The following is an 18,493-nucleotide window of genomic DNA, read 5'->3' on the forward strand; positions in this document are numbered from 1 at the left end:
AGGCTCGATGGCGCTCGAGCCTGCAGAACTGCCTGCAGACGCCGTCGAAGTCGGGCGCATCGCCGATGCCTGGGGCATCCAGGGCTGGTTCAAGGTCCTGCCCCACAGCGCCGATCCCCAGGCGCTCTTTTCTTCCAGACGCTGGTACCTGCTTGCGCCGGAAAATGCGGGCAAGGGCCGCTCCGCGGCCTTCTCCGGGGCGGTGCTGCTTCGCGTGCGCGAAGCGAAGGAGCATTCCGACGCCATCGTGGCCCGCGCCGACGACATCGCCGATCGCACGGCCGCCGAAACGCTGAAGGGCGCGCGGGTCTTCATCGGGCGATCGAGCTTTCCGACCGCCGAGCCCGACGAATACTACTGGGTCGACCTCATCGGCCTGGAGGTCGTGAACCGGCAAGGCGAGGCGCTCGGACGCGTGAAGGACCTCCTTGCCACCGGCCCGCAGACCGTGCTCGTCCTCGAATACGGCGAGCCGGACCGGCCGCAGGAACGCATGATTCCCTTCGTCGCCGCCTACGTGGACGACGTCGATCTGCAGGCGAAGCGCATTACAGTGGACTGGCAGGCGGACTACTGAAGATGCGCTTCGACGTCATCACGCTGTTCCCCGAACTCTTCGCCCCCTTCCTGAAAGCGGGCGTCACCCGCCGCGCGTTCGAGACGGGCCAGGTCGAAGTACGCCTCTGGCAACTGCGCGACCACGCCGAGGGCAACTACCGCCGCGTCGACGACCGCCCGTTCGGCGGCGGACCGGGCATGGTGATGCTCGCCGAGCCGCTCGCGCGCTGCCTCGCGGCCGTGCAGTCTTCCCGCGGCGACGATGCGCCCGTGGTGCTCTTTTCCCCGGCCGGCGACCGCATGGATCACGCGCAGGTGCAGCGGTGGTCGGACAGCGCCGGCGCGATTCTCGTCTGCGGCCGCTACGAAGGCGTCGACCAGCGCTTCATCGACCGGCATGTGGACGTGCAGCTGAGCCTGGGGGACTTCGTGCTCTCGGGCGGCGAGATCGCCGCGATGGCGCTGCTGGACGCCGTGGCGCGGCTGCAGCCGGGCGTGCTGAACGACGAGGGCAGCCACCAGGAAGACAGCTTCAACCCCGCGCTCGACGGCCTCCTCGACTGCCCGCACTACACGCGGCCGGAGGAATGGCAGGGCGAGAAGGCGCCCGCCGAACTGCTTTCGGGGCATCACGCGCAGATCGAGCGGTGGCGGCGCGAGCGCCGCCTGGAGCTCACCGCGCGGCGGCGCCCGGAACTGATCGAAGCCGCGCGCTCCGCGGGGCGGCTTTCGCGCACGGACGAGGCGTTTCTCTCGTCGTTGCTATAATCACCGGCTCCCCGATCCTCTACCCGGCCGCGGCAGCCACACGAGCTGCCGCCTTCAGTGCAGCGCGGGCACGATCGACCGAGGAAACCATGAACCTGATCCAGACCCTCGAACAAGAGGAAATCCAGCGGCTCGGCAAGAAGATTCCCGAGTTCGCGCCCGGCGACACCGTCATCGTTTCGGTGAACGTCGTCGAAGGCACCCGCAAGCGCGTCCAGGCTTACGAAGGCGTGGTGATCGCCAAGCGTAACCGGGGCCTGAACAGTGCCTTCACGGTGCGCAAGATCTCGAGCGGCGAAGGCGTGGAGCGCACGTTCCAGACCTACAGCCCGCTCATCGCCGGCATCGAAGTGAAGCGCCGCGGCGACGTGCGCCGCGCCAAGCTCTACTACCTGCGCGAACGCAGCGGCAAGTCGGCCCGCATCAAGGAAAAGCTCGCCCATCATCAGAAGGCGGCGGCCAGCGCGGAATAGATGCACTGACGAGTCCGGACGCAAGCACACAGGCCCGCTCGCGACACCCCCGCGAGCTTTCGTTACGCCAAGCCGCCGCCGGCCACCCGCCGGGGCGGCTTTCGTCTTGATCGGCACGCATGAAGATCGACCCGAGCGTTCCCGCCGACACACCGCTGTCGAAGCTGCCCAACTTCGATCCGCGCACGGTGCCCGTGGAGGGCGTGGATGCGCACCTGCGTGCGGTCGATGCCGCGATGCTCGATCCGCAGGCGCTTCGCATGCGCTTCGCCGACCCGCCCGCCTGGGAGCCGGAAGTCTGGCTGGAGCCGCGGTTTTCCGACCGCCCGGTCGCGGATGCTTCGGTGCTGGTGCCGATCGTGATCCGTGAACGGCCGACCGTGCTGCTCACCGAGCGCGCGACCCATCTTTCGACGCATTCGGGGCAGGTCGCCTTCCCGGGCGGCAAGCGCGACGAGACCGACGCGGATGCGGTGGAGACGGCGCTGCGCGAAGCCTGCGAGGAAATCGGCCTCGCGCGCGAGATGGCGGAAGTGCTCGGGACGCTTCCCACCTATCGCACAGGCACCAACTTCATCATCACGCCGGTGATCGCGCTCGTTCAGCCCGGCCATGTGCTCGAGCTCAACGCGCACGAAGTGGCGGACGCATTCGAGGTGCCGCTCGACTTCCTCATGAATCCGGCGCACCACCGGCGCCATCGCATCGAATGGGGCGGCAGCGCGCGCGAGTGGTTCTCGATGCCCTACATGGACGGCACGACCGAGCGCTTCATCTGGGGCGCGACGGCGGGGATGCTCAGGAACTTCTATCGCTTCCTGTCGGCATGAGGCGGATATGATTCCCGCATGAGTTTTTTCGCCATCCTGTTCGCGCTTCTGATCGAACAGGTCCGGCCGCTCGCGCGGGGCAATCCCATCCATGCGAGTCTGCGCGCGTGGGCTCGCTGGGCCAGCCGCAACTTCGATGCGGGCAAGCCCCATCATGGGTGGGTGGCGTGGGCGGTCGCCACCATCGGCCCTTCGCTCGCGGTGCTGGGGGTGTACTGGGCGCTCACGCTGGCGCCGTTCGGCTGGCCGCTTGCGATGCTCTGGAACATCGCGATCCTGTACGTGACGCTCGGATTCCGCCAGTTCAGCCATCACTTCACGGCGATCCGTGACGCGCTGGATACCGGCGATGAACAGAAGGCACGGCAACTGCTTGCCGAATGGCAGCAGGTGGACGCGAGCGAGCTGCCCCGCAGCGAGATCGTGCGCCACGTGATCGAGTATTCGGTGCTGGCCGCGCACCGGCACGTGTTCGGCGTGCTCGCGTGGTTTTCCATCCTGTCGGGCTTCGGCCTCGGGCCCTTCGGCGCGGTGCTCTATCGGATGGCCGAGTTCGTGCACCGCTATTGGCGCTATCGCAGCTCCACGCAGCAGCAGCCCGCGAGCGAGAGCCTGCAGTCGGCCGCGGCGCGCGCGTGGCACGCGATCGACTGGCTGCCGGCACGCCTCACCGCGATCGCGTTCGCCGTCGTCGGCAGCTTCGAAGAGGCGATCGATGCCTGGCGGCAGTATGCGCAGCGCTTCCCCAACGACAACGACGGCGTCATTCTCGCGGCGACGTCGGGCGCGGTGAACGTCCGGCTCGGGGGCGAGGCGCTGAAGCCGATGTTCGCGCCTCACATGTCGCAAGGCTTCCAGGCAAATGCCGCAGCCGAGGCGATGATGGGCACCGAGAGCACGGCCGGCCGCGAGGCGCAGGTGGCGCACCTGCGCAGCATCGTGGGGCTGGTGTGGCGCTCGGTCGTGCTCTGGATGGTGCTGCTCGCGCTGCTGACCTTGGCGAGGCTGCTCGGGTAGTGCCGGCCCCGGCCCCGGCGGATGTATCGATGCCGGCCTATCGAAGGTTCGAGCGTGTCCAGCGCACGATATCGCCCGCCGCCATCGCTCCGGCCTGCCGCGCGATTTCCTTGCCGCCCGCGAAAAGCGCCAGTGTCGGGATGCTGCGGATGTTCATCCGCGCGCCGAGCGCCTGGGCCTCGTCCGTGTTCACCTTCACGAGCCGCACATGCGGCTCGAGCTGGGCGGCGGCCTGCTCGAAGGCGGGTGCCATCGTGCGGCACGGTCCGCACCAGGGCGCCCAGAAGTCCACGAGCAGCGGAATCTGGCTGCGTTCCACGTGCTTCGCGAAGCTCGTCTCGTTCAGCGGCACGGGATGCGCCGTGAAGAGCGGCTGGTGGCACGAACCGCAGTCGGGCGTCTTTACCAGGTCGTCGCGCTTCACGCGGTTGGTGGTGTGGCAATGCGGACAGACGACGTGCAGTGATTCGCTCATGGGAGGCTCCGCAATGGCATCGATTCAATACCTGGGGGCGGAGAGTTCCGCAAACAAGTCCGCGTAGATGCGGTGCCGGCTCGGGCTGATGCCGTTGGCGGCCGTCCCGACCGCCGCCAGCACGCCGCAGCCCGGCTCGTGCAGGTGCGTGCAGTTGTAGAACCTGCAGTTCGCCACGTGCGGCTTCAGGTCCGGCATCAGCGCGGCGAGCTGCATCGGGTCGATGTGGTGCAGACCGAACTCCTGGAATCCCGGCGAGTCGATGAGGGCGGTGCGCTTGTCTTCGTCGACCCAGTACCACGTGGTGCTCGTCGTCGTGTGCCGGCCCGAGTTGAGCGCCTGCGAGATCTCGCCGGTCACGGCCTGTGCGCGCGGCACGAGCAGGTTGATGAGCGTGCTCTTGCCGGCGCCCGAGGGCCCGAGCAGCAGCGTCGTGCCGCCATGCAGATGCTTCAGCAGGTGTGCCCGATCCACATCGCCGGAAAGCCTGAGCGACAGCGGCATCACGTGGTAGCCCATGTGCTGGTAGACGACGAGGCGTTCCCACGCGCGTTCGAAGGCCTCGACCAGATCGCTCTTGTTGAGCGCGATGAACGGCTCGATGTGCTGCGCTTCGGCCGCGATGAGCGCGCGAGCCAGTTGCGCTTCCGAGAATTCCGGCTCCGCCGCGATCAGCACGAGGATCCGGTCCAGATTGGAGGCGAAGGACTTGCTGCGAATTTCGTCCTGCCGCCAGAAGAGGTTGCGGCGCTCGTCCACACTGTCGATCACGCCTTCGTCTCCGCTCGGCGCGAAGCGCACGCGGTCGCCCACGACGGCATGATTCTTCTTGCCGCGGGGGTGGCAGATGAGCCGTTCGCCTTCGGGTGTTTCCACGAGCACGTGCCGGCCGTGTCCGGCCACGACGAGTCCGCGCTTTGCCGTATTCAAGCGAGCAAGGCGTCGACCTCGGCCGCGCACTGGAAGTCGTTGTCCGAAAGGCCCTTCACGTCGTGCGTGCTGAACCGCACCACGCAACGGTTGTAGTGCACGGACAGATCGGGGTGGTGGTCGCGCCGGTGGGCGATGAACGCGATCGCATTCACGAACGCGATGGTTTCGTAGTAGTCCTGGAACGAGAAAGTCTTCTCGATCTGCTGCCCGGCGCCTTCGCCCACCAGGCGCCAGCCATCCAGCAGCGACAGACTGGATGCGACCTCGGCCGGACTCAGTGCTTTTCTCATGCGGCTGCTCCCGCGCCCAGCCGCGCGAGCCGTTCGGAGGCGGGCGGATGCGAATAGTAGAACTTCACGAACACCGGATCGGGCGTGAGCGTGGAGGCGTTGTCCTCGTAGAGCTTCAGCAAGGCGGTCGCGAGATCGTGGCCGCTCGTCTGCTCGGCGGCGAATGCGTCGGCCTGGAATTCGTGCCGGCGCGAGAGCTGCGCCGCGAGCGGCGAGACGAAGAACGCGAACACCGGCACCACGAGCAGGAAGAGCAGCAGTGCGAGCGCATCGTTGGGTGCGCCCGCGAGGCTCGGCCGCACGCCGAGCCCGGTGTAGAACCACGCGCGGCTCGCGAGCCAGCCGAGCAGCGCGAACCCCACGAAGCTGAGCGTGAGCATGAGCGCGATGCGCTTGGTGATGTGCTTGTACTTGAAGTGGCCGAGCTCGTGCGCGAGCACCGCGTCGACCTCGTCGGGCGAGAGCTTCGCAAGCAGCGTGTCGTAGAACACGACGCGCTTGGCCGCGCCGAAACCCGTGAAGTATGCGTTGGCGTGCGCGCTGCGCCGGCTGCCGTCCATCACGAAGAGACCCTTGGCCGCGAAGCCGCACCGCCGCATGAGCTCGGTGACGCGCCGCTTCAGCGTCTCGTCCTGAAGCGGCTGGAACTTGTTGAAAAGGGGCGCGATGAACATGGGGTAGATCACGAGCAGCAGCAGGTTGAAGCCCATCCATACGCCCCACGCCCAGAGCCACCACCATACGCCCGCCGCGCCCATGAGCCAGAGGATGAGCGCGGCGATGGGCAGTCCGAAGGCCGCGCCGAGCGCCACGCCCCGCGCGAGGTCCATGAACCACAGCTTCCAGGTGATCTTGTTGAAGCCGAACCGCTCCTCGATGACGAAGGTGTTGTAGAGCGCGAAGGGCAGGTCCAAGAGACCGCTGATGGCGGCGAAAGCCGCGAGCAGCGCGAGCTGCTGGACCATGCCCGGCACGAGCCAGGACTGCACGGCGTGGTTGAGAGCGTCGAGCCCGCCGAGGAGGGTCCAGCCGAGCAGCACGGCGGCGGCGAAAGCGGATTCGATGAGGCCGACGCGCGCCTTGGCGATGGTGTAGCCGGCCGCGCGCCGGTGCGCCTCGAGCGACACCCGGCCCGCGAACGCGGCGGGAACGGATTCGCGGTGCGCGGCCACGTGGCGAATCTGCCGGCTCGTGAGCCATATGCGCACCACGAGCCCGGCCACGAGGAAGGCCGCGAAGGCGAGGGTCAGCAGTTCGGAAGCACTCATGCCCGAATCTTAGGTGATGGGGCTTGAGGGACAATGGGCGCATGTCCGACAACACTGAAACTGCGGCTGTTCCTGCCGGGCTTGCGAAGAGCGACCAGAACCTCGTCTGGATCGATTGCGAGATGACGGGGCTCGATCCGGACCGCGACCGCATCATCGAAATCGCCGTGATCGTGACCGGGCCGCACCTTCAGCCCCGGGCCGAAGGTCCTGTGTACGTGATCCACCAGAGCGACGCGCAGCTCGAACTCATGGATTCGTGGAATCGCGGCACGCACGGCAAGACCGGCCTCACGGAGAAGGTGCGGGCGTCCACCACGACGGAGGCGGTGGCCGAGCAGGGCATCCTCGACTTCATCGCGCAGTACGTCGGAAAGCAGCAAAGCCCGATGTGCGGCAACAGCATCGGGCAGGACCGGCGCTTTCTCGTGAAGTACATGCCGCGGCTGGAGGCGTACTTCCACTATCGCAATGTGGATGTGAGCACGCTGAAGGAGCTCGCGAAGCGCTGGGCGCCGGAGGTGCACAACGCGTTCAGGAAGCAGCAGCTTCACACGGCGCTGGCCGACGTGCACGAGTCGATCGACGAGCTTGCGTACTATCGCGAGAAGTTCATCCGGACCCGGTAGTCGGCTGCCGCTGCAGCCTGTCGCGATTCGCGCATCCGGCGTCTTTTCCGTCGTTCCCGCTTCGCCAAGCAAGACACACTCGAATCTGCGATAATCCTCCACTGGGCTGCGAACTGCGCAGCCCTTTTGTTCGAGCATCTGCCTTCTCACCCCCGGGCCGCCTTTTCGCGAATGGCCCCACGGAACCTCGGGTCCCGTGAAATGTTGGAAGGGTTCGATGTCCTTCCACGTTTCACGAGAGTTCTTCATGACCGACGTTTCCGCGCCCGGCGGCTTTGCCGCGCTGGGCCTTGCTTCCGAATTGCTTGCCGCCGTGGCCGATCTCGGCTTCGTGCAGCCCACGCCCGTACAGCAGCAGGTCATCGGCCTGGCCATGCAGCAGGACGCGGGCGAGGGCGGCTTCAACGACCTGATGGTCTCCAGCCAGACGGGCAGCGGCAAGACCGCGGCCTTCCTGCTGCCCGTGCTGCACACGATCCTTGCGCAACAGGCCGCCGAGCGCGCCGCGCAGCAACAGGCCGAAGCCGATGCCGCCACACGGGGCGAGGCCGGGGCCAAGCGCCCCCGCAGGAACCCGATGAACCCGCGCCACTTCAAGGCCGCCGAGCCCGGTGCGCTGGTGCTGTGCCCCACGCGCGAACTCGCGCAGCAAGTCGCGCAGGACGCGATCGATCTCGTGAAGCACGCGAAGGGCCTTCGCATCGCGAGCGTGGTGGGCGGCATGCCCTACCAGATGCAGATCGCGCGGCTGCAAAACGCCAATCTGGTCGTCGCGACGCCCGGACGCCTCCTCGATCTGCAGCGCTCGGGGCAGATCAGGCTCGAAGGGGTGCAATTCCTCGTCGTGGACGAAGCCGACCGCATGCTCGACCTCGGCTTCGCCGAGGACCTCGCGCAGGTGCATGAGCTCACCGCGAACCGTCATCAGACGATGATGTTCAGCGCGACCCTCGCGCCGCGCATCCAGCAGCTGGCCACGCGTGTGATGCGCGAGCCGAGGCGCCTGCAGATCGATTCGCCGCAGCAAAAGCACGCCAACATCCGGCAGGTGCTCTTCTGGGCCGACAACCACGATCACAAGCGCAGCCTGCTCGATCATTGGCTGCGCGATGCGTCGATCGACCAGGCGATCGTGTTCGCGAGCACCAAGGTGGAATGCGACGGCCTCGCGGAGGACCTGCAGCAGGCCGGCTTCGCCGCCGTGGCGCTGCATGGCGACCTCTCGCAGGGCCTGCGCAACCGCAGGCTGATGGCGCTGCGCCGCGGGCAGGTGCAGTTTCTGGTGGCGACGGACGTCGCGGCGCGCGGCATCGACGTGCCGACCATCACGCACGTCTTCAACTACGGGCTGCCGATGAAAAGCGAGGACTACACGCACCGCATCGGCCGCACGGGCCGCGCCGGGCGCGACGGCCTGGCCGTGACCTTTGCGGAGCATCGCGAGCGCCGCAAGATCGGCGACATCGAGTTCTTCACGAAGCAGCGCTTCCAGGCGGAAGTGGTACCGGGCCTCGAGCCGCGCCAGCGTGCGCACACGCCGCCGCCCGCGCGCTTCGGCGGCAAGCCGGGCGGGCGTGGGCATGGATTCGGCCCGGGTGCGGGCGGCGGTCAGCATCGCGGCCGAAACAGCGATCGGTTCGCGCGGCGGGATCGCTGAGCGGCGCGATCGGGCGGTTGGGAAGAGAGTGGGGTAACCGAAGGGTGCCCCGGCGCGTTCCCGGCGACAACGAAGATCAGCTCGTCCCCGCGAGAAACGCGAGTTCCTCTTCCGAAAACCCCGCCCGCATTCGCGCTGCCGTATTGAAAGGCGGCTTGAGCTTCGGCGCCGCATAGCGTTCCGCCAGCAGCGAATACTGCGCGACCGGGTCCAGTCCACCGCGCTCGCACAGCCAGCGATACCAGCGATTGCCGATCGCCACGTGACTCACCTCGTCGCGCAGGATGACGTCCAGGATCTCCACGGCGCCGAGCGCTTCGGCCGTGCCGGCGTTGCGCAGCTTCTCCTGGATGAGCGGCGTCGCATCGAGCCCGCGCGCTTCCAGGGTGCGGGGCACGAGCGCCATGCGCGCGACGATGTCGTCCTTCGTCTTCTCGCACATGGCCCACAGACCGTCGTGCGCGGCGAAGTCGCCGTACGCATGCCCGAGCGTCCGCAGGTGCCGCGTGAGCAGCGTGAAGTGGCAGGCCTCCTCCGCCGCGACGCGGCTCCAGTCGAGGTAGAACTCGCGCGGCATGCCGTCGAAGCGCCACACGGCGTCGAGTGCGAGATTGATCGCGTTGAATTCGATGTGCGCGATGGCGTGCACCAGCGCGGCGAGCCCGTCCCTCGTGCGAGGCGAACGCCTGGCGACGCGCGCCGGATGGACGAGCGCAGGCTTCTCGGGCCGTCCTGGAATCGCGTGAGCGCTTCGAGGCGCGGACGCCGCCACGTCGAGCGAGTCCGCGGCGAGGCGCAGTTCGGCGGCGAGCGTCGCCTTGCGCTCGGGCATTGCCTCGGCCAGCGCCAGCAGCGCCCTTTCGCGCATCTCCATACCCCGGATTGTAGGGCGGGGCCGGCCCGTGAAGCGCGGCAGCCCACCCCGCGCTTTCCTACAATGGCAGTTGCATCGAACGAGGACCCTGGATGGCCATCTACGAACTCGACGGCGTCGCGCCGCAACTCGCCCCCGGCGCCTTCGTCGCCGACAGCGCGGAGGTGATCGGCGACGTGTCGATGGGTGAGAACTCGAGCGTGTGGTTCGGCGCCATCGTCCGCGGCGACACCGACCGCATCACCATCGGCCGCAACACGAACATTCAGGACCTGAGCGTGCTGCACGCCGACGAGGGCGTGCCGCTCCTGATCGGCGACAACGTGAGCGTCGGCCACCAGGTGATGCTTCACGGCTGCACCATCGGCGACGGCGCGTTGATCGGAATTCAGGCGGTCGTGCTCAACAACGCGAAGATCGGCCGCAACTGCATCGTGGGCGCCGGCAGCGTCGTGACCGAGGGCAAGGTGTTCCCCGACAATTCGCTCATCATCGGCTCGCCCGCGCGAGTCGTGCGCACGCTCGACGAGAACGCAGCCGCGATGGGACGCCGCATCTCCGATCATTACGTCACGAGCGCCTCGCGCTATCGCAAAGGCTTTCGAAAGATCGGCTGACGATGGCTCCCGCACCTGTTGCTGCGCGCACCGCAGCGCCCGCTGAAGATGTCTCGGCCTCCTTCATGCGACCCGCCGGAGGCTGAATGTCCGAGCTGCACAAATTCCTCTTCGACGGGCTGCCGGTGCGCGGGATGATCGTGCGCCTCACGGACGCCTGGCAGGACATCCTGCAGCGGCGGCGCACGAACGAGAACACCGGCCCGTGGCCCGAGCCCGTGGCTGAACTCCTCGGCGAGATGGCCGCGGCCGGCGCCTTGATGCAGTCCAACATCAAGTTCAACGGCGCGCTCGTGATGCAGATCTACGGCGACGGCCCGGTGAAGGTGTGCGTGGCCGAAGTGCAGCACGACCTCGGCCTGCGCGTCACCGCCAAGGTGGTGGGCGACGTGCCCGCGAGCGCGGGACTTGCCGATCTGGTGAACGCGAACGGCGGCGGGCGCTGCGCGATCACGCTCGATCCGAAAGACCGGCAGCCGGGCCTGCAGCCCTACCAGGGAGTCGTGCCGCTGCGCGGCCCGCACGGCGAGCGGCTCGACAGGATTTCCGACGTGCTCGAACACTACATGCGTCAGTCGGAGCAGCTCGATGCGAAGCTCGTGCTCGCCGCGGACCAGCGCGTCGCAGCGGGCCTCATGATCCAGCGCCTGCCGCTGGAGGGCGAGCGCAACCTGCGCGAGATGAGCGAGATGAGCGAACGCGGCGGGAAGGACGAGCACGCCGCGCGCTTCGAGGACTTCCATCGCATCGCCACGCTCGCGGCGAGCCTCACGCCGCGCGAGCTGCTCGAGCTCGACGTGGAGACCGTCCTCAGGCGGCTCTTCTGGGAGGAGAAGCTGCTGCGCTTCGAGCCCGAGACGCCGCGCTTCGCATGCACGTGCAGCCGCGAACGCGTGGCGGGCATGATCCGCGGGCTGGGTCGCGAGGAGGCCGAGAGCATCCTTGCCGAACGCGATCAGATCGACGTCGCGTGCGACTTCTGCGGTCAGCACTACCAGTTCGACGCGGTGGACGCGGCGCGCATCTTCACTGCGCCGGGGGACCAGCCGCCCGTGAGTTCGGCGATGCAGTAACGGGCGTGGCCGAGCCGGCTTCACGCAAGCGCGCAGCCGCGGCGACGATCGCATCGCGGGTCGCCTTCAGATGCGCGTGCCCGTACCACCTGCACGGCTCCAGGTGCGCGCCTTCGGCCCACTCGTTCCACGCATTCACGAAGACGAACCGCCGGAACTTCCCCGCACGATCCGACCGCAGGATGGCGCGGGTGAGCCAGTCCTCGTACTTCGCGGGCGTCGAGTTGACGAAGACGAATGCCTGCGAACGGCGCCGGGCCGTGTTGTCCCAGGCGGGGAACACGCCGGGAATGCGCGGGATCGCATCCGGCGGCTCGCCCGTGAAGCGCCGCACCGCATCGTCGTAGTCGGCGATGTGTCCCTGGAAACCCTTGTCGAAGAAGAGTTCGTTCGGCGTCGCGCGCAGGCCCGTGTGCCAGTGCTCGTGCGGAGGGAATTCGACGATGCCGTCCAGGCCCGTGGCCGCGAAGTCGCGGAAGCGCACGTGGTTCGTGGACAAGAGCAGCAGTTCGCCCACGCCCGCCTTCAGCGCCGACTCGCGCCACGAGTCGAGAACGCGCGGCAGTCCATTGCCGATCAGGTCGGGACGGATGATCACGAACACGGCGGCGCCGTCGATGCGCGTGTACCTCGCATCGGCGAGGAAGGGCAGCACGTCGTGGATCAGCCGCGCATCGACGGCGGGATCGTGCGGCTGGGCGAGGATCACCTCCTGGTCGTTGCCGTCCCATCGGCGCGACCAGTTCTCGTTGGCCCAGCACAGGCAGAAGCGGATCGGAATTCCGGTGTGCCTCAGCAGCGATTCGACGGGCCGGTGCAGCACCTTCGTGCCGCCGAACCAGTACCAGTAGTAGCAGAAGTGCGAGACGCCGTAGTGCCGCGCGAGTTCGACCTGCCGCGGCAATACGTCGTCGTTCGTGAGGTCGTAGAAACCGAGATCGGCCGGCAGGTGCGGCTGCAGGTGCCCGAGGAAGCGCGGCTGCGTGCGCGTGACGTTGCTCCAGTCCGTGGAGCCCGCGCCCCACGCGCGGTCGTTCACGTCGATGCGATGGAATTGCGGCAGGTAGAAGGCCGCGACCTCGATGCGTTCAGGGACGTTCCACGGTTCGAGCGATGCCGGCGCTTCCACATGCCACTGCGACCGCCCGTGCTGCAGCCGCTCGAGCAGGTCGAAGGGCGACGCGGCGCCTGCAAGACCGCCATCGAGCTGAATCTCCATGGCGCGAGTCGCCCGCTCAAGCGTCGAGGATCAGCTGCGTCTGCGTCACGACTGCGCAGAGCCTGCCTTCGGCCGAGCGGATCGTGGTCTGCCACACCTGCGTCGTACGCCCGCGATGCAGCGCCAAGCATTCCGCCGTGACGGTCGTGTCCACCTTCGCGCCGCCGATGAACTTGGTGCTCGAGTCGGTCGTCGTCGTGCGCTTGCCGGCCGGCATGTTCAGCACCGTGCCGACCGCGCCCAGCGTATCGGCGAAGGCCATGAAGGCGCCGCCGTGCAGGATGCCGCCGGCGGTGCACAGGTCGGGCCGCACGCGAAGCTCGGCCGTCACGCGCTCCGGCGTGGCTTCGAGGAGCTTCACGCCCATCAGGCCGGGAAAAAGCGGATCGAGGATTTGCTGAATCGAGTCGAGCGGCATCATTGCCGGATCATGCCCGTGAAGAGCCGGTGCTCGCAATCGGGGTCGCCGCATTTTTCGCACGTCCAGCGCCACGGGCGCTGCGGCATGGCGCGCTCCAGCTCGCCGAGGGCGGCCAGCGCGTTCGCGAGGCGCTCCTCGCCCTCGCCATAGACCACGCGGTACGCGATGCCCGCCTTGTCCAGGGCTTCGCGTACCAGCGCATCCACGGGTTCGCGCACGTGCGGGCCGTCGCGCTGCAGGCCGTCGGCGACCCAGGGCAGGTCGAGCCCCGTGACGAGCGTGAAGTCGTAGCGCTTTTGCTGCTCGACTCCGAACCGGTAGAGCGAGCCGTCTTCGAACAGCATCGCGCTGTAGATCGCCACCATGAGCGCGCTCGTGTCGCCGATCACGACTTGCGACCGCGTGGCCGCCGCGTCCACCCGCGCTTCCTGCTCCCGCGCGATCGGCAACTGCTCGTGCGGCCGCGGCGTGCGGCCCTCGCGCGCGCACCATTCCCGCAGCACCTCGGACACGACGGCCGCCTTGCGTCCCCGCGAGTCGAAGTGCTTGCGAAGCGCGAGAGCGAGCGTCGTCTTGCCCGTGCTTTCGGCGCCCAGAAGGCTGATCTTCATGCGAGTTTCGCCTTCCATGCGCGCCAGCCGACCACGCTCAACGCAACGAAGACGGCGTAGAGCACGACCGTGAGCCACAGGCCCTTGTACGCGAAGAGCGCGACGCTCACCACGTTCACGACGATCCACACGGCCCAGTTCTCGATGAACTTGCGCGCGACGAGAATCGTGCCCACGAGGCTCAGCGCCGTGGGGAAGGCGTCCCACCACGGCACGTCGGTGTCGGTGTAGGTCTTCAGGAACCAGCCCGTCACCGGCCACAGCGCGACTGACGCCAGCAGCGTGAGCGCGATGCCTCGTGGCGAGAGGCGCATCACGTGCAGCGTGGAGCCGTCGGCACGCTTGCCGCGCAGCCACTGCACCCAGCCCCACAGGCCGAGCACCGCGAAGAACACCTGCAGCGACGCGTCGCCGTAGAGACGGCTTTGCCAGAACACGACGAAATAGAGCAGCGAGCTCGCGACGGCGAGCGGCCAGCCCCAGTGGATCTCGCGGATGTTGCAGCCGACCATCGCGAGGGCGAGCGCGAAGCCGGCGATCTCCGTCAGGCTCGGCACGTCCACCCGGTCCCGGGGATGCGGCGCACAAGGGGCCGACTCATCGTCCGTTCTTTCCGTAGTTCACAAGAATCTCGTTGGGCTTCACCATGCCCAGCTCCGAGCGCGCTTTCTCTTCCACCATCTCGAGGCCTTCCTGCAGGTCGCGCACTTCGGCGGCGAGGCGCTCGTTGGCCTGCTGCGCCTTGGCGTTCTCCACCTTCAGTTCCTCGAGCCGATGGCGCATCTGCGCCACGTTGCCGATGCTGCCCCGGCCGAACCACAGCTGCGCGTGCAGGACGGCGAGCAGGGCGACGAGCAGCGCGGCAACGAGGCGGTGGGCCATCACCTCAGGTTGTAGAAAGCCTCGCGGCCGGGATACTGCGCCACGTCGCCCAGGTCTTCCTCGATGCGCAGCAGCTGGTTGTACTTCGCCATGCGGTCCGACCGTGAGAGCGAACCGGTCTTGATCTGCCCGGCGTTCGTGCCCACCGCGATGTCCGCGATCGTCGAATCCTCCGTCTCGCCCGAGCGGTGGCTCACCACGGCCGTGTAGTTCGCGCGCTTGGCCATCTCGATCGCGGCGAACGTCTCGGTGAGCGTGCCGATCTGGTTGATCTTGATGAGGATCGAGTTGGCGATTCCGCGGGCGATGCCCTCCTTGAAGATCTTCGTGTTGGTCACGAAGAGATCGTCGCCCACGAGCTGCACCTTGCGCCCCAGGCGTTCGGTGAGGTGCTTCCAGCCGTCCCAGTCGCCTTCGGCCATGCCGTCTTCGATGCTGATGATCGGGTACTTGGCGACCCAGCTTTCGAGCATGCCCGTCCAGTCGGCCGCCGAAAGGCGCTGGCCTTCGGCGGTGAGGTCGTACAGGCCTTCCTTGTAGAACTCGCTCGCCGCGCAGTCCAGGCCGAGTGCGATCTGCTCGCCGGGACGATAGCCCGCGCGCTCGACCGCGGCGAGGATCATCTGGATCGCGGCTTCGTGGTTCTCGACGTTCGGAGCGAACCCGCCCTCGTCGCCCACGGCCACGCTCATGCCCTTCTCGTCGATGATCTTCTTCAGCGCCTGGAACACTTCGGCGCCGTAGCGCAGCGCCTCGCGAAAGGTCGGCGCGCCCACGGGGATGATCATGAGCTCCTGCAAGTCGAGGTTGTTGTTGGCGTGCGCGCCGCCATTCACCACGTTCATCATCGGCACGGGCAGCATGCAGCCGTTCATGCCGCCGAAGTAGCGGTAAAGCGGCAGGCCGGACTCCTCGGCCGCGGCACGCGCGACGGCCATCGAGACGGCGAGCATCGCGTTGGCGCCGAGGCGGCTCTTGTTCTCGGTGCCGTCGAGGTCGATGAGCGTCTTGTCGAGGAAGTTCTGCTCGGACGCATCGAGCCCGAGCACGGCTTCCGAGATTTCGGTGTTGATGTGTTCGACGGCGTTCAGCACGCCCTTGCCGCCGTAGCGCTTGGGGTCGCCGTCGCGCAGTTCGATCGCTTCGCGCGAACCGGTGGACGCGCCCGAGGGCACGGCCGCGCGGCCCATCGTGCCAGACTCCAGCAGCACGTCGCACTCCACGGTGGGGTTGCCGCGCGAGTCGAGGATTTCGCGGCCGACGATGTCAACGATTGCACTCATTGTTCAAGTTTCGGTTGGGGTGATTGAAGCGGCGATCGGAGTTCGGTGGGTAGCCGAAGCGCACCCACACCCTGGCGTCATTGCGCGAAGTCATTTTCGAGCAACGGCTTTGCCTTGGTGACGCGATCGAGCTCCATCAAGGTCTCGAGCAGCGCCTTCATGTGCTTCAGCGGCACGGCGTTCGGCCCGTCGGAAAGTGCCTTCGCCGGGTCGGGATGCGTTTCCATGAAGAGGCCCGCGACGCCCACCGCCACCGCGGCCCGCGCGAGCACCGGCACCATTTCGCGCATGCCGCCCGAAGTCGTGCCCTGGCCGCCCGGCAGCTGCACGGAATGCGTCGCATCGAACACCACGGGCGCGCCGGTCTCGCGCATGATCGCAAGCGATCGCATGTCCGACACGAGGTTGTTGTAGCCGAAGCTCGCGCCGCGCTCGCAGGCGAGGAAGCTGTCTTCCGCGAGGCCCTTTTCGCGCGCCGCCGCACGCGCCTTGTCGATCACGTTCTTCATGTCGTGCGGCGCGAGGAACTGGCCCTTCTTGATGTTGACGGGACGGCCCGACTGCGCGACGGCGCGGATGAAATCGGTCTGGCGGCACAGGAACGCGGGCGTCTGCAGCACGTCGGCGACTTCGGCCGCGAGCGGCACTTCGTCTTCCGTGTGCACGTCGGTAAGGATCGGCACGCCGAGCTCGCGCTTCACCTTCGCGAGGATCTCGAGGCCCTTTTGCATGCCCGGACCGCGAAAGCTCGTGCCGGAGGAGCGATTGGCCTTGTCGTAGCTGCTCTTGAAGATGAAGTGGATGCCGAGTTCGCGCGTGATCGCCTTCAGTTGTCCGGCGACGTCCATCTGCAGTTGCTCGGACTCGACCACGCAGGGGCCGGCGATGAGGAAGAAGGGCTCGGCGAGTCCCGCTTCGAAGTCGCAGAGTTTCATTACGCGACCGCCTTCAGGCCCGAACCCTTCTTGCCGCTTTGCACCTGGTGTTCGCACGCCGCCTGGACGAAGGAGTTGAAGAGCGGGTGGCCGTCCCACGGCGTGGACTTGAATTCCGGGTGGAACTGCACGCCCATGAACCACGGGTGCACCGCCTGCGGCAACTCCACGATCTCCGTGAGATGCTCGCGCTGCGTGAGCGCGGAGATGACGAGGCCCGCTTCGCGCAGGCGGTCGAGGTAGTGCACGTTCGCCTCGTAGCGGTGGCGGTGGCGTTCCGTCACCACGTCGCCGTAGATGCGGTGCGCGAGCGTGCCGCGGGACACGTCGGAGCTCTGCGCGCCCAGGCGCATCGTGCCGCCCAGGTCCGACGTTTCGCTGCGGCGCTGGATGCTGCCGTCGTGGTCCTGCCATTCGGTGATGAGCGCGATCACCGGATGCTGGCAATGCGGATCGAATTCGGTGCTGTTTGCGCCGGGAAGTCCCGCGACGTCGCGGGCGTATTCGATCGTCGCGACCTGCATGCCCAGGCAGATGCCGAGATAGGGCACCTTGTGCTCGCGCGCGAAGCGCGCCGCCGCGATCTTGCCTTCGATGCCGCGCTTGCCGAAGCCGCCCGGCACGAGGATCGCGTCGAAGCGGCCGAGCTGGCCCGCGGTCTCGGGCGTGATCGTTTCCGAATCGACGTACTCGATCTTCACGCGCACGTGATTCTTGATGCCCGCATGCCGAAGCGCCTCGTTGAGCGACTTGTAGCTGTCGGAGAGATCGACGTACTTGCCGACCATCGCGATCGTGACTTCGCCGCGCGGATGCTCCTGCTCGTAGACGAGGTCGTCCCAGCGCTTCAGGTTGGCCGGCGGCGTGTTCAGGCGCAGCTTGTCGCAGATGAGGCCGTCGAGCCCCTGCTCGTGCAGCATGCGCGGGACCTTGTAGATCGTGTCCACATCCCACATGCTGATCACGCCCCAGCGCGGCACGTTGGTGAAGAGGCTGATCTTCTCGGCCTCGTCCTCGGGAATCTTGCGGTCGGCGCGGCAAAGCAGCGCATCGGCCTGGATGCCGATCTCGCGCAGCTTCTGCGCGGTGTGCTGGGTGGGCTTGGTCTTGAGTTCGCCCGCGGCGCTGATCCACGGCACGTACGTGAGGTGCACGAAGGCCGACATGTTCGGCCCCATCTTGAGCGACATCTGACGCGCGGCCTCGAGGAAGGGAAGCGACTCGATGTCGCCCACGGTGCCGCCGATCTCGACGATCGCGACGTCCGCTTCGCCCGGCGTGCCCGTGCCCGCGCCGCGGCGGATGAATTCCTGGATCTCGTTGGTGACGTGCGGGATCACCTGCACCGTCTTGCCGAGGTAGTCGCCGCGGCGCTCCTTCTCGAGCACGCTCTTGTAGATCTGGCCGGTCGTGAAGTTGTTCGCCTTGCGCATGCGCGTGGTGACGAAGCGTTCGTAGTGGCCGAGGTCGAGGTCGGTTTCGGCGCCGTCGTCCGTCACGAACACTTCGCCGTGCTGGAACGGCGACATCGTGCCGGGGTCGACGTTGATGTACGGATCGAGCTTGATGAGGGTGACTTTGAGGCCCCGCGACTCCAGGATCGCTGCGAGGGAGGCTGAGGCGATTCCCTTGCCGAGGGAGGACACCACACCGCCGGTGACGAACACGAATTTGGTCATG

General features: G+C 67.4%; 21 protein-coding genes and 1 pseudogene. 9 read left to right on the top strand and 13 right to left on the bottom strand.

The window, feature by feature from the left end; genetic code table 11:
* Nucleotides 1-7: 7 nt before the first annotated feature.
* The 5 genes from rimM (at nucleotide 8) to VHA82_RS20935 (ending at nucleotide 3,646) form a co-directional block, all read left to right on the top strand.
* Nucleotides 8-577: a ribosome maturation factor RimM gene (gene rimM, locus VHA82_RS20915; RefSeq protein ID WP_325547096.1), complete on the top strand. Its 570-nt coding sequence runs from the start codon at nucleotides 8-10 to the stop codon at nucleotides 575-577.
* A 2-nt stretch (nucleotides 578-579) separates the two neighbouring features.
* Entirely contained in the window at nucleotides 580-1,326 is a 747-nt protein-coding gene (trmD, locus tag VHA82_RS20920; protein WP_325547097.1) for a tRNA (guanosine(37)-N1)-methyltransferase TrmD, read from the top strand.
* A gap of 89 nt (nucleotides 1,327-1,415) precedes the next feature.
* Nucleotides 1,416-1,799 carry a 50S ribosomal protein L19 gene (gene rplS / locus VHA82_RS20925; protein ID WP_325547098.1) on the top strand — a complete coding sequence of 128 codons (384 nt, stop codon included), beginning with the start codon at nucleotides 1,416-1,418 and terminating at the stop codon, nucleotides 1,797-1,799.
* Nucleotides 1,800-1,918: 119 nt separating this feature from the next.
* Nucleotides 1,919-2,629, top strand: coding sequence for a CoA pyrophosphatase (locus VHA82_RS20930; protein WP_325547099.1), 711 nt, complete (start codon nucleotides 1,919-1,921; stop codon nucleotides 2,627-2,629).
* An 18-nt stretch (nucleotides 2,630-2,647) separates the two neighbouring features.
* On the top strand, nucleotides 2,648-3,646 hold the full coding sequence (locus tag VHA82_RS20935; RefSeq protein WP_325547100.1) for a CobD/CbiB family protein: 999 nt from the start codon (nucleotides 2,648-2,650) through the stop codon (nucleotides 3,644-3,646).
* 37 nt (nucleotides 3,647-3,683) lie between these two features.
* On the opposite strand, the gene trxC is transcribed toward VHA82_RS20935, so the two are convergent.
* The 4 genes from trxC to VHA82_RS20955 are packed head-to-tail and all read right to left on the bottom strand — an operon-like array spanning nucleotide 3,684 to nucleotide 6,612.
* Nucleotides 3,684-4,121, bottom strand: a complete 438-nt coding sequence (gene trxC / locus VHA82_RS20940; RefSeq protein WP_325547101.1) for a thioredoxin TrxC — start codon at nucleotides 4,119-4,121, stop codon at nucleotides 3,684-3,686.
* Between the two features lie 24 nt (nucleotides 4,122-4,145).
* Nucleotides 4,146-5,081, bottom strand: coding sequence for a ribosome small subunit-dependent GTPase A (rsgA, locus tag VHA82_RS20945; protein WP_325547102.1), 936 nt, complete (start codon nucleotides 5,079-5,081; stop codon nucleotides 4,146-4,148).
* Nucleotides 5,048-5,344: a 4a-hydroxytetrahydrobiopterin dehydratase gene (locus tag VHA82_RS20950; RefSeq protein WP_325547103.1), complete on the bottom strand. Its 297-nt coding sequence runs from the start codon at nucleotides 5,342-5,344 to the stop codon at nucleotides 5,048-5,050. Before VHA82_RS20950 ends, rsgA begins: the two co-directional genes overlap by 34 nt.
* Nucleotides 5,341-6,612: a M48 family metallopeptidase gene (locus tag VHA82_RS20955; RefSeq protein WP_325547104.1), complete on the bottom strand. Its 1,272-nt coding sequence runs from the start codon at nucleotides 6,610-6,612 to the stop codon at nucleotides 5,341-5,343. The genes VHA82_RS20950 and VHA82_RS20955 overlap by 4 nt, the downstream gene beginning before the upstream one ends.
* 41 nt (nucleotides 6,613-6,653) lie before the next feature.
* Between VHA82_RS20955 and orn the strand changes: the two genes are divergently transcribed.
* The gene (gene orn / locus VHA82_RS20960; RefSeq protein WP_325547105.1) at nucleotides 6,654-7,241 is read left to right on the top strand and encodes an oligoribonuclease; all 588 of its coding nucleotides are present in this window, start codon (nucleotides 6,654-6,656) and stop codon (nucleotides 7,239-7,241) included.
* Between the two features lie 217 nt (nucleotides 7,242-7,458).
* Nucleotides 7,459-8,889 (top strand): annotated as a pseudogene (locus tag VHA82_RS20965) (DEAD/DEAH box helicase); the annotation flags it as partial.
* 85 nt (nucleotides 8,890-8,974) lie between these two features.
* Here the strand turns inward: VHA82_RS20965 and VHA82_RS20970 are convergent.
* A complete protein-coding gene (locus VHA82_RS20970) occupies nucleotides 8,975-9,772 on the bottom strand; it encodes a ferritin-like domain-containing protein (RefSeq protein WP_325547107.1) in 798 nt (265 codons plus the stop codon).
* 92 nt (nucleotides 9,773-9,864) lie between these two features.
* Between VHA82_RS20970 and VHA82_RS20975 the strand changes: the two genes are divergently transcribed.
* Together VHA82_RS20975 and VHA82_RS20980 are read left to right on the top strand one after the other, a co-directional pair.
* Nucleotides 9,865-10,389, top strand: coding sequence for a gamma carbonic anhydrase family protein (locus tag VHA82_RS20975; protein WP_325547108.1), 525 nt, complete (start codon nucleotides 9,865-9,867; stop codon nucleotides 10,387-10,389).
* A gap of 86 nt (nucleotides 10,390-10,475) precedes the next feature.
* Nucleotides 10,476-11,462 (top strand): Hsp33 family molecular chaperone HslO, encoded by a 987-nt coding sequence (locus VHA82_RS20980; RefSeq protein ID WP_325547109.1) that lies wholly within the window; start codon nucleotides 10,476-10,478, stop codon nucleotides 11,460-11,462.
* Here the strand turns inward: VHA82_RS20980 and VHA82_RS20985 are convergent.
* The 8 genes from VHA82_RS20985 to VHA82_RS21020 all read right to left on the bottom strand — a co-directional run bounded on the left by VHA82_RS20985 (nucleotide 11,416) and on the right by VHA82_RS21020 (nucleotide 18,492).
* Complete coding sequence (locus VHA82_RS20985) at nucleotides 11,416-12,681, bottom strand: glycoside hydrolase family 99-like domain-containing protein (protein WP_325547110.1); 1,266 nt, start codon at nucleotides 12,679-12,681, stop codon at nucleotides 11,416-11,418. The two genes, VHA82_RS20980 and VHA82_RS20985, sit on opposite strands and share 47 nt — an antisense overlap.
* Nucleotides 12,682-12,697: 16 nt before the next feature.
* A complete protein-coding gene (locus tag VHA82_RS20990; protein ID WP_325547111.1) occupies nucleotides 12,698-13,102 on the bottom strand; it encodes a PaaI family thioesterase in 405 nt (134 codons plus the stop codon).
* On the bottom strand, nucleotides 13,099-13,713 hold the full coding sequence (locus VHA82_RS20995) for an ATP-binding protein (RefSeq protein ID WP_325547112.1): 615 nt from the start codon (nucleotides 13,711-13,713) through the stop codon (nucleotides 13,099-13,101). The genes VHA82_RS20990 and VHA82_RS20995 overlap by 4 nt, the downstream gene beginning before the upstream one ends.
* Nucleotides 13,710-14,270 carry a nicotinamide riboside transporter PnuC gene (gene pnuC / locus VHA82_RS21000; RefSeq protein ID WP_414708677.1) on the bottom strand — a complete coding sequence of 187 codons (561 nt, stop codon included), beginning with the start codon at nucleotides 14,268-14,270 and terminating at the stop codon, nucleotides 13,710-13,712. Before pnuC ends, VHA82_RS20995 begins: the two co-directional genes overlap by 4 nt.
* Nucleotides 14,271-14,310: 40 nt before the next feature.
* The gene (locus VHA82_RS21005; RefSeq protein ID WP_325547113.1) at nucleotides 14,311-14,595 is read right to left on the bottom strand and encodes a septum formation initiator family protein; all 285 of its coding nucleotides are present in this window, start codon (nucleotides 14,593-14,595) and stop codon (nucleotides 14,311-14,313) included.
* On the bottom strand, nucleotides 14,595-15,878 hold the full coding sequence (eno, locus tag VHA82_RS21010; protein ID WP_325547114.1) for a phosphopyruvate hydratase: 1,284 nt from the start codon (nucleotides 15,876-15,878) through the stop codon (nucleotides 14,595-14,597). The genes VHA82_RS21005 and eno overlap by 1 nt, the downstream gene beginning before the upstream one ends.
* Before the next feature lie 77 nt (nucleotides 15,879-15,955).
* Entirely contained in the window at nucleotides 15,956-16,813 is an 858-nt protein-coding gene (gene kdsA / locus VHA82_RS21015) for a 3-deoxy-8-phosphooctulonate synthase (protein WP_325547115.1), read from the bottom strand.
* Entirely contained in the window at nucleotides 16,813-18,492 is a 1,680-nt protein-coding gene (locus VHA82_RS21020; protein WP_325547116.1) for a CTP synthase, read from the bottom strand. The genes kdsA and VHA82_RS21020 overlap by 1 nt, the downstream gene beginning before the upstream one ends.
* Nucleotide 18,493: the final 1 nt, after the last annotated feature.

This window comes from Ramlibacter sp., assembly GCF_035548915.1.
Classification (GTDB): domain Bacteria; phylum Pseudomonadota; class Gammaproteobacteria; order Burkholderiales; family Burkholderiaceae_C; genus Ramlibacter.

Excerpts from the sequence above, each read along its gene's own strand:
- VHA82_RS20935 (WP_325547100.1), top strand. The coding sequence starts at position 2,648 with ATGAGTTTTTTCGCCATCCTGTTCGCGCTTCTGATCGAACAGGTCCGG.
- VHA82_RS20975 (WP_325547108.1), top strand. The coding sequence starts at position 9,865 with ATGGCCATCTACGAACTCGACGGCGTCGCGCCGCAACTCGCCCCCGGC.
- VHA82_RS20985 (WP_325547110.1), bottom strand. The coding sequence starts at position 12,681 with ATGGAGATTCAGCTCGATGGCGGTCTTGCAGGCGCCGCGTCGCCCTTC.
- kdsA (WP_325547115.1), bottom strand. The coding sequence starts at position 16,813 with ATGAAACTCTGCGACTTCGAAGCGGGACTCGCCGAGCCCTTCTTCCTC.
- VHA82_RS20970 (WP_325547107.1), bottom strand. The coding sequence starts at position 9,772 with ATGGAGATGCGCGAAAGGGCGCTGCTGGCGCTGGCCGAGGCAATGCCC.
- trxC (WP_325547101.1), bottom strand. The coding sequence starts at position 4,121 with ATGAGCGAATCACTGCACGTCGTCTGTCCGCATTGCCACACCACCAAC.
- rplS (WP_325547098.1), top strand. The coding sequence starts at position 1,416 with ATGAACCTGATCCAGACCCTCGAACAAGAGGAAATCCAGCGGCTCGGC.
- eno (WP_325547114.1), bottom strand. The coding sequence starts at position 15,878 with ATGAGTGCAATCGTTGACATCGTCGGCCGCGAAATCCTCGACTCGCGC.
- VHA82_RS21005 (WP_325547113.1), bottom strand. The coding sequence starts at position 14,595 with ATGGCCCACCGCCTCGTTGCCGCGCTGCTCGTCGCCCTGCTCGCCGTC.
- VHA82_RS20950 (WP_325547103.1), bottom strand. The coding sequence starts at position 5,344 with ATGAGAAAAGCACTGAGTCCGGCCGAGGTCGCATCCAGTCTGTCGCTG.
- VHA82_RS20955 (WP_325547104.1), bottom strand. The coding sequence starts at position 6,612 with ATGAGTGCTTCCGAACTGCTGACCCTCGCCTTCGCGGCCTTCCTCGTG.
- rimM (WP_325547096.1), top strand. The coding sequence starts at position 8 with ATGGCGCTCGAGCCTGCAGAACTGCCTGCAGACGCCGTCGAAGTCGGG.
- VHA82_RS20930 (WP_325547099.1), top strand. The coding sequence starts at position 1,919 with ATGAAGATCGACCCGAGCGTTCCCGCCGACACACCGCTGTCGAAGCTG.
- VHA82_RS20995 (WP_325547112.1), bottom strand. The coding sequence starts at position 13,713 with ATGAAGATCAGCCTTCTGGGCGCCGAAAGCACGGGCAAGACGACGCTC.
- VHA82_RS21020 (WP_325547116.1), bottom strand. The coding sequence starts at position 18,492 with ATGACCAAATTCGTGTTCGTCACCGGCGGTGTGGTGTCCTCCCTCGGC.
- VHA82_RS20980 (WP_325547109.1), top strand. The coding sequence starts at position 10,476 with ATGTCCGAGCTGCACAAATTCCTCTTCGACGGGCTGCCGGTGCGCGGG.
- VHA82_RS20990 (WP_325547111.1), bottom strand. The coding sequence starts at position 13,102 with ATGATGCCGCTCGACTCGATTCAGCAAATCCTCGATCCGCTTTTTCCC.
- trmD (WP_325547097.1), top strand. The coding sequence starts at position 580 with ATGCGCTTCGACGTCATCACGCTGTTCCCCGAACTCTTCGCCCCCTTC.
- orn (WP_325547105.1), top strand. The coding sequence starts at position 6,654 with ATGTCCGACAACACTGAAACTGCGGCTGTTCCTGCCGGGCTTGCGAAG.